The sequence below is a fragment of the Variovorax sp. Root411 genome (assembly GCF_001425205.1).
GTDB lineage: Bacteria > Pseudomonadota > Gammaproteobacteria > Burkholderiales > Burkholderiaceae_C > Variovorax.
This window is the reverse complement of record NZ_LMDW01000019.1, coordinates 110,295-123,000: the sequence shown is the minus strand read 5'-3', so window position 1 is coordinate 123,000 and position 12,706 is coordinate 110,295. Positions and strand designations below refer to the sequence as shown.

General features: G+C 67.0%; 15 protein-coding genes. 7 read left to right on the top strand and 8 right to left on the bottom strand.

The features are described from left to right. The first annotated feature begins 9 nt into the window (after nt 1-9). From ASC92_RS23515 to ASC92_RS23495, 5 genes are all read left to right on the top strand, one after another. Entirely contained in the window at nt 10-756 is a 747-nt protein-coding gene (locus ASC92_RS23515; RefSeq protein ID WP_056520589.1) for a DUF72 domain-containing protein, read from the top strand. A gap of 99 nt (nt 757-855) precedes the next feature. Then, on the top strand, nt 856-1,848 hold the full coding sequence (locus tag ASC92_RS23510; protein ID WP_056520587.1) for a Bug family tripartite tricarboxylate transporter substrate binding protein: 993 nt from the start codon (nt 856-858) through the stop codon (nt 1,846-1,848). A 46-nt stretch (nt 1,849-1,894) separates the two neighbouring features. Further along, nucleotides 1,895-2,470, top strand: coding sequence for a TetR/AcrR family transcriptional regulator (locus tag ASC92_RS23505; RefSeq protein WP_056520585.1), 576 nt, complete (start codon nt 1,895-1,897; stop codon nt 2,468-2,470). A gap of 95 nt (nt 2,471-2,565) precedes the next feature. Beyond that, nucleotides 2,566-3,699 (top strand): thiolase family protein, encoded by a 1,134-nt coding sequence (locus ASC92_RS23500; RefSeq protein ID WP_056520583.1) that lies wholly within the window; start codon nt 2,566-2,568, stop codon nt 3,697-3,699. Nucleotides 3,700-3,740: 41 nt separating this feature from the next. After that, the gene (locus ASC92_RS23495) at nt 3,741-4,187 is read left to right on the top strand and encodes a MaoC family dehydratase (protein WP_056520582.1); all 447 of its coding nucleotides are present in this window, start codon (nt 3,741-3,743) and stop codon (nt 4,185-4,187) included. 11 nt (nt 4,188-4,198) lie between these two features. On the opposite strand, the gene ASC92_RS23490 is transcribed toward ASC92_RS23495, so the two are convergent. Next, nucleotides 4,199-5,020: a ferritin-like domain-containing protein gene (locus ASC92_RS23490; RefSeq protein ID WP_056520580.1), complete on the bottom strand. Its 822-nt coding sequence runs from the start codon at nt 5,018-5,020 to the stop codon at nt 4,199-4,201. Between the two features lie 36 nt (nt 5,021-5,056). Here ASC92_RS23490 and ASC92_RS23485 point away from each other — a divergent pair, with 36 nt between their 5' ends. Together ASC92_RS23485 and ASC92_RS23480 are read left to right on the top strand one after the other, a co-directional pair. After that, on the top strand, nt 5,057-5,581 hold the full coding sequence (locus ASC92_RS23485; protein WP_056520578.1) for a gamma carbonic anhydrase family protein: 525 nt from the start codon (nt 5,057-5,059) through the stop codon (nt 5,579-5,581). Between the two features lie 30 nt (nt 5,582-5,611). Beyond that, a complete protein-coding gene (locus tag ASC92_RS23480) occupies nt 5,612-6,619 on the top strand; it encodes an Hsp33 family molecular chaperone HslO (RefSeq protein ID WP_056520576.1) in 1,008 nt (335 codons plus the stop codon). A 36-nt stretch (nt 6,620-6,655) separates the two neighbouring features. Here ASC92_RS23480 and ASC92_RS23475 read toward each other — a convergent pair whose 3' ends face one another. From ASC92_RS23475 to ASC92_RS23445, 7 genes are all read right to left on the bottom strand, one after another. Continuing rightward, nucleotides 6,656-7,618, bottom strand: a complete 963-nt coding sequence (locus ASC92_RS23475) for a hypothetical protein (protein ID WP_056520574.1) — start codon at nt 7,616-7,618, stop codon at nt 6,656-6,658. A gap of 28 nt (nt 7,619-7,646) precedes the next feature. Then, nucleotides 7,647-8,318, bottom strand: a complete 672-nt coding sequence (locus ASC92_RS23470; RefSeq protein WP_056520572.1) for an AAA family ATPase — start codon at nt 8,316-8,318, stop codon at nt 7,647-7,649. Continuing rightward, nucleotides 8,315-8,938 carry a nicotinamide riboside transporter PnuC gene (gene pnuC, locus ASC92_RS23465; protein WP_056520570.1) on the bottom strand — a complete coding sequence of 208 codons (624 nt, stop codon included), beginning with the start codon at nt 8,936-8,938 and terminating at the stop codon, nt 8,315-8,317. Before pnuC ends, ASC92_RS23470 begins: the two co-directional genes overlap by 4 nt. A gap of 28 nt (nt 8,939-8,966) precedes the next feature. After that, nucleotides 8,967-9,245, bottom strand: a complete 279-nt coding sequence (gene ftsB / locus ASC92_RS23460; protein WP_056520568.1) for a cell division protein FtsB — start codon at nt 9,243-9,245, stop codon at nt 8,967-8,969. Nucleotides 9,246-9,266: 21 nt separating this feature from the next. Further along, the gene (gene eno, locus ASC92_RS23455) at nt 9,267-10,550 is read right to left on the bottom strand and encodes a phosphopyruvate hydratase (RefSeq protein ID WP_056520566.1); all 1,284 of its coding nucleotides are present in this window, start codon (nt 10,548-10,550) and stop codon (nt 9,267-9,269) included. Between the two features lie 54 nt (nt 10,551-10,604). Next, nucleotides 10,605-10,895: a DUF1330 domain-containing protein gene (locus ASC92_RS23450; protein WP_056520565.1), complete on the bottom strand. Its 291-nt coding sequence runs from the start codon at nt 10,893-10,895 to the stop codon at nt 10,605-10,607. A gap of 61 nt (nt 10,896-10,956) precedes the next feature. Next, on the bottom strand, nt 10,957-12,639 hold the full coding sequence (locus ASC92_RS23445; RefSeq protein ID WP_056520563.1) for a CTP synthase: 1,683 nt from the start codon (nt 12,637-12,639) through the stop codon (nt 10,957-10,959). Nucleotides 12,640-12,706: the final 67 nt, after the last annotated feature.

Here is a 12,706-nt window from a genome sequence, read left to right as displayed (position 1 = left end):
GGCTCGGCAATGAATCAGGTCTTCCCCGCGTCGCTGCACATCGGCTGTGCCGGCTGGAGCCTGCCGCGTGCCGCGTGGCCCGACTTCCCGGCCGAAGGCTCGCACCTGGAGCGGTACGCACAGCGCTTCGGCGCGGTGGAGATCGACACCTCCTTCTACCGGCCGCACCGGCGTGAAACCTATGAGCGCTGGGCCGCCAGCACGCCCGCCGGATTCCGCTTCGCGGTCAAGCTGCCGCAGGCCATCACGCACGAACGACGGCTGGTCGATGCGATGCCGGCCTTCGACGAATTCCTCTCGCAGGTCGCCGGACTCGGCGGCAAGCTCGGCTGCCTCGTCGTGCAACTGCCGCCAAGCCTTGCGTTCGATGCGCGCGTGGTGCGGCCATTCCTCGCCGGAGTGCGCCGCAGGCATGCGGGCGCGGTGGCGCTCGAGCCGCGCCACCGCAGCTGGTTCGCGCCGGCGGCCGAGGCGCTGCTGTCGCACTTCGAGGTCGGGCGGGTGCTGGCCGATCCGGTCCTCTTCGATGCCGCGGGCGCGCCGGGAGGATGGCCCGGGCTGGTCTACCTGCGCCTGCACGGATCGCCGCGCCGCTACTGGTCGGCATACGACGAGCCGCTGCTGCGGCGCCTCTCGCAGCGCCTGCTGCTCGCCTGCAAGGACGGCACGCAGGGCTGGTGCATCTTCGACAACACGGCGGGCGGCGAAGCGGTCGGCAATGCGATGACTCTTGCGCGCCTGCTTCAACATCGCTGATTCGCCAAGGCCGACAATGCGGCGAAAGAGTCCAGGCTCATTCGCGAGCGCAAGCCGCCGCTGGACCGATGCAACCCACAGACGATCGACAGGACCCTCATGAATTTCCTTGCTTCCTCGAAGCCTTCGCACCGCACGGCGACCCGGCTCCTGGCTGCCGCGGCACTGTGCGCTGCCTCGGGTGCGCACGCGCAGGCCATTCCCAAGACGGTGCGCCTCATCGTGGCGTACCCCGCTGGCGGCGTCAGCGACGTCGTCGCGCGTGCGCTCGGCGACAGGCTCGCCGCACAACTGGGCGTCACGGTGATCGTCGACAACCGGGCCGGCGCGAGCGGCGCCATCGGCATGGACGCGGTCGCCAAGGCCGCGCCCGACGGCGCGACGCTGGGCTTCTCGGCGATCAGCCCGCTGGTGCTGAGCCCGCACCTCGGCAAGCTGCCCTTCGATCCGTTGAAGGACATCGCACCGGTGGCGAGCGTGATGTATTCGCCGGTGCTGCTGATCGCCACGCCGGCCACCAAGGTGAAGGATTTCCGTGCGCTCATCGCCGATGCCAAGGCGCAGCCGGGCGTGCTGCGCTGGGCCACGTCGGGGCCGGCTTCGCTTGGTCATATCGTGTTGGAGCAGTTGCGCTCGGCGGCGGGCGTCGACATCACGCACGTGCCGTACAAGGGCGGCGGCCAGCAGCTGAACGACGCCATCGGCGGGCAGTTCGAGATTCTCTCGACCAATGCGAGTCCAACGCTCACGTCCCACATTCAGTCGGGCAAGCTGCGTCCGCTGGCCGTCGGGGCGCCGGCGCGGCTCGAGAGCCTGCCCCAGGTGCCCACGCTGGGCGAGCTGGGCTACAGCGCGGCGAACATCAATTCGCTGTTCGGCGTCTTCGCACCCGCGGCCACTCCGCCCGCGCTGGTTGCCAGGTTCAACGCCGAGATCAACAAGGCCCTGGCCAGCCCCGAGCTGCGCGCCAGGCTCACGGCCACCGACAACGTGCCGACCGGCGGCACTTCGGCTGCATTTGCGAAAGAGATCGCCAGCGAGTTCGAAAGCAACGGGCGCATCATCAAGGCCGCGGCCATCAAGGCGGATTGAAACCCTGTGGGTTGCGGTTCTAGTTTCCCTACCTTATAGTAGGTAGATGACCCCCGCCACAGCCCTTGCCACCGGCAGCACCCGCGAGCAGATCCTCGCGGTGGCGCGCGGGTTCATCGAAACGCGTTCCTACCTGGGCTTCAGCTTCCAGGACGTAGCCGACGCGGTCGGCGTTCGCAAGGCCAGCCTGTACCACCACTTCCCGACCAAGGAGGCGCTGGGCATCGCGGTGATCCGCGGGGCCACGCAGACCTTCAAGGACTGGGACGCGGCCCGGGCGCGCGAGCCCAAGGACGCGCTCGAATCGTATTTCCGCATGTATCGCAACACGCTGAATGCCGGCTCGGGCGTGTGTCCCGCGGGAGCATTGGCGCCCGGATGGGGCGTGATCAACGACGAACTGCGCCAGGCCGTGCAGGAGTTGCGCAACACGCAGGTGACGTGGCTCACCGGTGTGCTGGGCGCGCTGATGCCGGCGCGAAAGAAGGGCGCCTCGGTCGCTTCGCTGGCCGCCTATGTGTTTTCCGTCTGTCAGGGCGCGCTGCTGTCGGCGCGCATGACGGGGCGCGTGGACGACTTCGACGAAGCCATCGCGCAACTCAGGAGTTCACTGCCGGGCTGACCGCCCGGCCCAACGCAGGCACGCTCAGGTGTGCCAATTTTTTGACCTCACTGCCTACCGATTGGATGGTAGTTTAAATCTGCTGGAGAACCTTCATGAAAGCCGTCATTTCCGCCTACGCCCGTTCCCCTTTCCATTTCTCGAAGAAAGGCTCCCTCGCCGAGGTGCGGCCCGACACGTTGGCTGCCGGCGTGGTGCGCGGGCTGCTGCAGCGCACCGACCTCGACCCTGCGCTGCTCGAAGACGTGATCCTCGGCTGCGCGTACCCCGAAGCCTCGCAGGGCAACAACCTGGCGCGGATCGTCGGGTTGCTGGCCGGCTTGCCGCACGAAGTGGGCGGCATGACGGTGAACCGCTTCTGCGGCTCGTCGATGCAGGCCGTGCACATTGCCGCTGCGCAGATCGAAGCGGGCATGGGCGAGGCCTTCTTGTGCGTCGGCGTGGAGTCGATGACGATGGTGCCGCAGGGCGGCTTCAACTTCTCGCCCAACTCCGAGCTGATGGAGAGCACCGATGCCTATATCTCGATGGGTGAGACGGCCGAGAACGTGGCGCAGCGCTGGAACGTGAGCCGTGCCGACCAGGAAGCCTTCGCGGTGGAATCGCACCGCAAGGCGGCCGAAGCGCGCTCGCAAGGCCGGCTGGCGGGCGAGATCGTGCCGGTGCGCCTCGCCTCCGGCGACATCGTCGATGCCGACGGCTGCATCCGGCCGACCACTTCGGCCGAGGCGCTGGCGAACCTCAAGCCCGCGTTCCGCCCCGACGGCGTGGTGACGGCCGGCACCTCGTCGCCGCTGACCGATGGCGCTGCGGCGGTGCTCGTCACCAGCGACGCCTTCGCCGCGAAGCACGGGCTGCAGGCGCTGGCGCGCATCAGGTCGTTCGCGACCGTGGGCGTCGATCCGGCCCTCATGGGCATCGGCCCGATCCCCGCGACCCGCAAGGCACTGGCGCGCGCCGGCCTGAGCGCAGCCGACCTCGACGTGATCGAGATCAACGAGGCGTTCTCGTCGCAGGCACTGGCCTGCATCCGCGACCTGGGCCTCGACCCCGCGAAGATCAACCTCGACGGCGGCGGCTTGTCCATCGGCCATCCGCTCGGCGCGACCGGCGCACGCATCACGGGCAAGGCGGCGGCGCTGCTGATGCGCGAGAAGGGCCGCTATGCACTGGCCACGCAATGCATCGGCGGTGGGCAGGGCATCGCGACCATCCTCGAGCGCGTCTGATCGTCCGAGAATGAGGGGTCCGTCACAACGAGGAGACCTCCATGGCCAAGCTGTACCTTGAAGACCTGAAGGTCGGCGACCGTTTCCAGAGCGGCGAACACCTGCTCGACGTGGCACAGATCAAGGCCTTCGCGCAGCAGTTCGACCCGCAGCCCTTCCACACCGACGAAGAGGCTGCAAAGAGCACCTTCTTCGGCGGCCTTGCGGCAAGCGGCTGGCACACGGCCGCGCTCACGATGAAGCTGCTGGTCGAGAGTGGCATTCCCTTGGCGGACGGCATCATCGGTTCGGGCGGCGAACTGCAATGGCCCAAGCCGACGCGGCCCGGCGACATGCTGCATGTGGTGAGCGAGGTGATCGACATCACGCCTTCGCGCTCCAAGCCCGGCCGGGCGATGGTGACGATGCGCTGCCAGACGCGCAACCAGCGCGGCGAGGTGCTCCAGTACTTCACGCCGAAGCTGGTGGTGCACGCACGGCCGGCATAGGCCGCGGGCGTTCAGCGCTTGTCCGGGTGCGCCGTCGCCGAGAGCTGGCGCAATTCCTCGGCGCTGAACCCCGCCCGCCTGCGCGCTTCGAGGTTGAAAGGCGGCTTGTGCCGTGGCGCGTCATAGCGCGCCACCAGTGCGGGGTAGGTCGCTTCGGCATCGAGGCCCGCGCCGTCGCACAGCCAGCGATACCAGTGGTTGCCGATGGCCACGTGGCCCACTTCGTCGCGCAGGATGACGTCCAGGATTTCGACCGCGCGCAGCGCATCGGGCGTGTTCACACGCTTCAACTTGGCCTGGATCAGCGGCGTGGCATCGAGCCCGCGCGCTTCAAGCGTGCGCGGCACGAGCGCCATGCGCGCGAGCACGTCGTCCTTCGTTTTCTCGCACATGTTCCAGAGACCGTCGTGGCCGGGGAAGTCGCCGTAGCGATACCCCATGCCCTGCAGGTGCGCATGCAGCAGCGTGAAGTGCAATGCTTCTTCATCGGCCACGCGCAGCCAGTCGCGGTAGTAGGCATTGGGCATCCCGTCGTAGCGCCATACCGCGTCGAGCGCGAGGTTGATCGCGTTGAACTCGATGTGGCAGATCGAATGGATCAGCGCGGCCCGGCCCTCGGGCGTGAAGGGCGAGCGTTTCCGCACGGCGGTGGCGGCCACGCGCAGCGGCCGTTCGGGGCGGCCAGGCACGCCGAGATCGTCGCCCTCGGTGCGGATCGGCGCGGCTGCTATGGAATCGGAAGCGGCCAGCGCAGCGGCGGCACGTGTTGCAGCCACCTTTTGTTCAGGATCGGTCAGTCGCAGCGCGGCCAGCGCGCTCAATCGGGGGTGCATCCCTACAATTCTAGTTTTTGCCCCGGAGACTCCACGATGGCCCTCTATGAACTCGACGGCGTTGCGCCGCAACTCGGTACCGGCGCGTGGGTTGCCGACAGCGCGGAGGTCATCGGCGACGTGCGGCTGGGCGACAACGCCAGCATCTGGTTCGGCGCCGTGCTGCGCGGCGACAACGAGACCATGACCATCGGACGCAACAGCAACGTGCAGGACATGTCGACGCTGCATTCCGATCCCGGCAGCCCGCTGACCGTCGGCGAGAACGTCACCATCGGCCACCAGGTCATGCTGCACGGCTGCACCATCGGCGACAACTCGCTGATCGGCATCCAGGCGGTGGTCTTGAATAACGCGAAGATCGGCCGCAACTCGATCGTTGGCGCCGGCAGCGTCGTGACCGAGGGCAAGGAGTTTCCCGACAACTCGCTGATCTTCGGGTCGCCCGCCAAGGTCATGCGCACGATCAGCGACGAAGACGCCGCCCGCTTGCGCCACGGTGCCGAGCACTATGTGAAAAACGCCGTTCGCTATGCGAAGGGCCTGAAGAAAATCGCCTGATCCCAGGCCCAGCAGAAAGAAGAATCCGTTTTGAGCGAGCTGCACAAATTCCTGTTCGATGGCCTGCCGGTGCGCGGCATGATCGTGCGCCTGACAGATGCGTGGCAGGAGATCCTGGCGCGGCGCGCCTCCAACACCGCCACCGGGGCCTATCCGCCGCCCGTGGCCGAATTGCTCGGCGAGATGACGGCCGCGGCCACGCTGATGCAGTCCAACATCAAGTTCAACGGCGCGCTGATCCTGCAGATCTTCGGCGACGGTCCCGTGAAGGTCGCGGTGGCCGAGGCCAAGCCCGACCTGAGCCTGCGCGCCACCGCCAAGGTGATCGGCGACCTCCCGGCCGATGCGCACCTGCCCGACATGGTCAACGTGAACAACAAGGGCCGCTGCGCCATCACGCTCGACCCCAAGGACAAGCTGCCGGGCGCCACGCCGTACCAGGGCGTGGTGCCGCTCTTCGGCGACGACGGCGAGAAGCTGGGCAAGCTCAGCGACGTGTTGCAGCACTACATGCTGCAGAGCGAGCAGCTCGACACCACGCTGGTGCTCGCGGCCGACGACAAGGTCGCGGCCGGCCTGCTGATCCAGCGCCTGCCGGTGAAGGGCGAGGGCAATCTCGAAGGCACTTCCGGTACCTCGGACAAGGACCACGACCAGGCCAATGAAGACCAGATCGGCCGCAACGAGGACTACAACCGCATCTCGATCCTCGCTTCGAGCCTGACGCGCGACGAGCTGCTCACGCTCGACGTCGAGACCATCCTGCGCCGCCTGTTCTGGGAAGAAAAACTGCTGCGCTTCGAGCCGCAGGCCGGCCTGCAAGGCCCGCACTTCGCGTGCACCTGCGGGCGCGAGCGCGTGGCGCAGATGATTCGCGGGCTGGGCGTGGAGGAGGCCGAGAGCATCCTCGCCGAGCGCGGCGACATCGAGGTGGGCTGCGACTTCTGTGGCAAGCAATACCGCTTCGATGCGGTCGATGCGGCGCAGCTTTTCACGCCGCTGGGCGACCAGATTCCGGGCAGCCCGGTTGTGCAGTAAGGCGCGGGGGCTTGCGCCCTTCGCCTTTTCCTTTTTCTATTGCACCCCGTCGTCGAACCCGCTGAACGCGATGTCCGGCGCGCTGGTGTTGTGCTTCGACGGCAGGCTGCGGCCGAAGCGCACCTGCGTGGCCTGAAGGCTCTTCACATCGGGCAACGGCAGCACCTGCGCCGCGGCCTGCGGCGATGCCTGCCAGCGAACCTCGCTCACGTCGGCGTTGTCGGGCGCGACATACATCGAGCGCAGCACCGCGAAGGGCTGCGCGCTCGCGGTGGGCTTGGAGAGCGTCACGTCGAGCGCGGTGCGTTCGCGGCTGATCTCGTCCACGCGCACCGCGGCGCTGCCGCCGTCGGCAAAGCGCACATGAATGGCCAGCGGCCGGGGCACGATGCGGATCGACGCGATGTTCACCACCGGCCGCGCAGCCGCCTCGACCGGGCCCAGCAGGAACGACGAGCCGTACACGCCATCGCCGAAGCGCGCCTTGGGCAGCGGCTTGATGCGCCAGTAGCCGTCGGACGGGTAGAGCACGATCGCTTCGAGTGCCTTGCCGTTTTCCTTCCTGAACACCTGCAGCAGATGAAAGCCGCTGTCCTTGCGCTTGCCCACCTGCACGGGCACGCGCTGCGGCCGCCAGAAGGTCGGCAGCGTCATGCCGACGATGCGCCACTGGGCGTTGTCCATCAGCACGACGGTGCGCTTGCGGAAGCGGTGCGCCGGGTCGGTCGGGTGCGCGCCGCCGTCGAAGTTGCAACCGGAGAAGTCGGGCTTGGTGACGTCGTTGCCGATCTTGTCGAGGTAGCCGGGCTGCAGCGCCTCGATGCGCATGTGGCGGATGCCATCGCCGCGCAAGGTCAGAGAGACGTTGTCTTCCTCGGCGCAGGCGGTGGTCGTGGTGCCGTTTTCGACGGTGGCGGCGACGGGGGCTGCGGTGGCCGGCAGCAGCGCGGCGAAGGCGCTGCAGATCAGGGCGACACGCGCGACGGAACGAAGAGGCATCGGGTCTCCGGTGAAGGGATGGAGCGCGCTACTCGCGGCGCGCGATCAGGTCGCTGAAGAGCTTATGTTCGCATTCCGGGTCGGAGCATTTTTCGCAAGGCCACGACCACGAGGCGGGCTTCGCGTCGGACTGGGCGCGTGTGCGAGGCCGGCCCTCGCTGCCGGCAATGGAGTTGATGGCATTCCAGGCATTGGCCAGCCGCTCGCCGCCCGTGCCGTGTACCACGGCGTACGAGAGCTTCGCCCCCGCGAGCGCGGCACGCACCAGCGTATCGGTGGGTTGGCGTGCATGGGGCCCGTCGCGCATGTCGTCGGCCGTCCAGGGCAGATCGAGCGCGGTGAGCAGCGTGATGGCGTAGCGCCGTTGCGCGGCCAGCGCGCTGTTGTAAAGCGTGGTGTCGGCGAACAGCTGCTCGCTGTACACCGCCGTCATGAGCGCCGTGGTGTCGGCCACGACCACGCCGGAGGCTGCCGCGGCGTCGATGCGGCGTGTCTGCTCGTCGGCGATGGCCTGCTGCTCGTCGGGGCGCGGCGTGCGGCCTTCGCGTTCGCACCATTCGCGCAGGTACTCGCTCACCAGCACCGTGGACGTGCCGCGTTCCTTCAGGCGTTGCGCGATGGCGCGGGCCAGCTCGGTCTTGCCGGTGCTCTCGGCGCCAACGAGCGCGATGACGCAACCGGTCGGCAGCGTGGGTGTCATGCGCGCGCCGCCTCGACCGGCATGCGCTGCCGCCACGCGACGTAGCCGACCACGCTGAGCACGGCGAACACCGCATAGAGGCCCACGGTGAGCCACAGCCCCTTGTGGATGAACAGGCCCACGCTCACGACATTCACGACCAGCCAGACGAGCCAGTTCTCAATGAACTTGCGCCCGAGCAGGAACTGCCCGACCAGGCTCAGGCCGGTGGCGAAGCCGTCCCACCAGGGCACGTCGGTGTCGGTGAAGCGGTGCAGGAAGAGGGCGACGGTCGGCCAAGCCAGTGCGCAGGCGGCCAGCGTGAGGGCAATACCGCGCGGCGAGAGCCGGGCGACATGCAAGGTGCTTCCGTCGGCGCGGTGGCCGCGCAGCCATTGCGCCCAGCCCCACAGGGCGACAAAAGCGAAGAAGATCTGGAGCGAGGCGTCGCCGTAGATGCGCGCCTTGGCGAACACTGCCACATAGAGCAGCGAACTGATGATGGCCAGCGGCCATCCCCAGTGAATCTCGCGCATGTTGCAGCCGACCATGGCGAGAGCCAGCACGGCCGCGACGAATTCGAGCCAGCTGACAGGAGAGCCCCACAGCAGGAAAGCGGGGGCCGAGAGAAGCTCGGTCATCGGCAGCGGACGCGGTGGTGAAGGAGGGTCAGTGCGCGATCTGTACGAACACTTCGTTCGGCTTCACCATGCCGAGTTCCGCCCGCGCGCGCTCCTCGACCATCTCGAGGCCGTCCTTGAGGTCGTTGACCTCGGAGGTCAGGCGCTCGTTGGTCAGCGTGGCCTTGGCGTTGGCTTCCTTCTGGTCGGCCAGCTTGGTGCGCAGTTGGGCCACGTCGCGCACGCTGCCACGCCCGTTCCACAGCTGCCATTGCAGGATGGCCAGCAGGAGCAGCAGGACGATGGGGGGACCGAGGCGGGCGCGCATGCCGAGCGTGTCGCGGAGGAGTTACTTCAGGTTGTAGAACGCGCCACGGCCCGGGTAGCTGGCGATGTCGCCGAGGTCTTCCTCGATGCGCAGCAGCTGGTTGTACTTGGCGATGCGGTCCGAACGCGACAGCGAGCCGGTCTTGATCTGGCCGGCGTTGGTGCCCACGGCGATGTCGGCGATGGTGCTGTCCTCGGTTTCGCCCGAGCGGTGCGAAATGACGGCGGTGTAGCCCGCGCGCTTGGCCATCTCGATGGCGGCGAAGGTCTCGGTCAGCGTACCGATCTGGTTGATCTTGATCAGGATCGAGTTGGCAATGCCCTTGTCGATGCCCTCTTGCAGGATCCGGGTGTTGGTGACGAACAGGTCGTCGCCCACCAGCTGCACGCGCTTGCCCAGGCGTTCGGTCAGGTGCTTCCAGCCGTCCCAGTCGCCTTCGTGCATGCCGTCTTCGATGCTGATGATCGGGTACTTGTCGACCCAGGTCGCGAGCATGTCGGTCCAGCTCTCGGCCGTGAGCGAGAGGTTCTCGCCCGACAGCACGTACTTGCCGTCCTTGTAGAACTCGCTGGCCGCGCAGTCGAGGCCCAGCGCGATCTGTTCGCCTGCCGTGTAGCCGGCCTTGTCGATGGCTTCGAGGATCAGCTGGATGGCCGCTTCGTGGCTCTCGACGCTGGGGGCAAAGCCGCCTTCGTCGCCCACTGCCGTGCTGATGCCGCGGTCGCCCAGGATCTTCTTCAGGGCATGGAACACTTCGGCGCCGTAGCGCACGGCCTCGCGGAAGCTCTTGGCACCCACGGGGATGATCATGAACTCCTGCAGGTCCAGGCTGTTGTTGGCGTGCGCGCCGCCGTTGATGACGTTCATCATCGGCACCGGCAGCTGCATGCCGCCCATACCGCCGAAGTAGCGGTACAGCGGCAGTCCCGACTCCTCGGCTGCGGCGCGGGCCACGGCCATCGACACGGCGAGGGTGGCGTTGGCGCCCAGGCGGGCCTTGTTGTCGGTGCCGTCGAGGTCGATCATCGTGCGATCGAGGAAGGCTTGTTCGCTGGCGTCGAGGCCGAGCACGGCTTCGGAGATCTCGGTGTTGATGTTCTCCACGGCCTTGAGCACGCCCTTGCCGAGGTAGCGGCTCTTGTCGCCGTCGCGCAGCTCGATGGCCTCGCGCGAACCGGTCGATGCGCCCGAGGGCACGGCAGCGCGGCCCATGGTGCCCGATTCGAGCAGCACGTCGCACTCGACGGTGGGGTTGCCTCGGCTGTCGAGAATTTCGCGGCCGACGATGTCAACGATTGCACTCATCTTTTGTCTTTCTCTCTGGGTCTCTTTGGGGAGTTCGCTTGCAAAAAAACGGGATCAAAGGCCTTCGACCGCGATCATGTTCATGATCGCGGCACCGGCACGTGCTTCGCGTGCCTTGAGGTATTCGGGCGAGCCGTAGAAAGCCTTGGCCTTGTCGAAGCTGGGGAACTTGAGGATCACCACGCGCGTGGGCTGCCATTCGCCCTCGAGCGGCTGCACCTGGCCGCCGCGCACGCACACCTCGGCACCGTGCGCCTGCATCGCGACGCTGGACCACTTCTTGTATTCCTCGTACTGCGTCGGGTTGGTCACCTCGACGTGGGCGATGACGTAGCCACTGCTCATTCAAATACCTCCGTGCTTCGCACTGCGGTGCGAGCTTGCTTGGGGCGGCCCGGCGCGGCGCTCATGCAACGGCCTTCAACGTCTTGTTGGTGCTGCCCGCGCCCTTTTCCTTGTGGTCGAGCGCTGCCTTGATGAAGGCGTTGAACAGCGGGTGACCGCCCCAGGGGGTCGACTTGAACTCGGGGTGGAACTGCACGCCCATGAACCACGGATGCACGTCCTGCGGCAGCTCGACGATTTCGGTCAGGTGCTCGCGCTGCGTGAGCGCGGAAATCACGAGGCCGGCGTTGCGCAGCTCGTCGAGGAAGTTGACGTTGGCTTCGTAGCGGTGGCGATGGCGCTCGGTGACCACGTCGCCGTAGATGCTGTGGGCCAGCGTGCCGGGCGTGACGTCGGAGCTTTGCGCGCCCAGGCGCATCGTGCCGCCGAGGTCGGACTTCTCGTCGCGCGTCTTCACGGTGCCGTCGCGGTCCTTCCACTCGGTGATCAGCGCGATCACGGGGGTGGGCGTCTCGGGGTCGAACTCGGTGCTGTTGGCGTTCTTGAGGCCTGCCACGTGGCGGGCGTACTCGATGGTGGCGACCTGCATGCCCAGGCAAATGCCGAGGTAGGGAACCTTGCCTTCGCGGGCGAAGCGGGCGGCTGAGATCTTTCCTTCGACGCCGCGCTGGCCGAAGCCGCCGGGCACGAGGATGGCGTCGTACTTGGCCAGGCGCGACACGTCCTGCGCCGAGATGGTCTCGGAGTCGATGTAGTCGATCTTCACGCGGGCATGGTTCTTCATGCCGGCGTGGCGCAGCGCTTCGTTCAGCGACTTGTAGCTGTCCGACAGGTCGACGTACTTGCCGACCATGGCGATCGACACTTCCTTTTGCGGATGCTCGACCTCGTACACCAGTTCGTCCCAGCGCTGCAGCTTGGCGGGCGGCGTATTGATGCGCAGCTTGTCGCAGATCAGGCCGTCCAGGCCTTGTTCGTGCAGCATGCGGGGCACCTTGTAGATGGTGTCCACGTCCCACATGGAGATGACGCCCCATTCGGGCACGTTCGAGAACAGCGAGATCTTGGCGCGCTCGTCGTCGGGGATCGGGCGGTCGGCGCGGCACAGCAGCACGTCGGCCTGGATGCCGATGGCGCGCAGTTCCTTGGCGGTGTGCTGGGTCGGCTTGGTCTTGAGCTCGCCGGCGGCGGCGATCCAGGGCACGTAGCTCAGGTGCACGAAGGCAGAGTTGTTCGGGCCGTTGCGCAGGCTCATCTGGCGCACCGCTTCGAGGAAGGGCAGGGATTCGATGTCGCCGACCGTGCCGCCGATCTCGACGATGGCCACGTCGACCTCGTGCGAGGTGCCGATGCCGGCGCCGCGCTTGATGTATTCCTGGATCTCGTTGGTGATGTGCGGGATCACCTGCACCGTCTTGCCGAGGTAGTCGCCGCGGCGCTCTTTCTCGAGCACGGTCTTGTAGATCTGGCCGGTCGTGAAGTTGTTGGCCTTGCGCATCCGCGTGTTGATGAAGCGCTCGTAGTGGCCGAGGTCGAGGTCGGTCTCGGCGCCGTCATCGGTAACGAACACTTCCCCATGCTGGAACGGCGACATCGTGCCGGGGTCGACATTGATGTACGGATCGAGCTTGATGAGGGTGACTTGGAGGCCGCGCGATTCGAGGATCGCGGCGAGCGAGGCGGAGGCGATTCCCTTGCCAAGGGAAGATACGACACCACCGGTGACGAAGACAAATTTGGTCATGCCAGTTCCGGACACGTGAATCCGGGCAGTGGGAAATTGCGATTGTATATGGCTCCCCCCCAGGCTC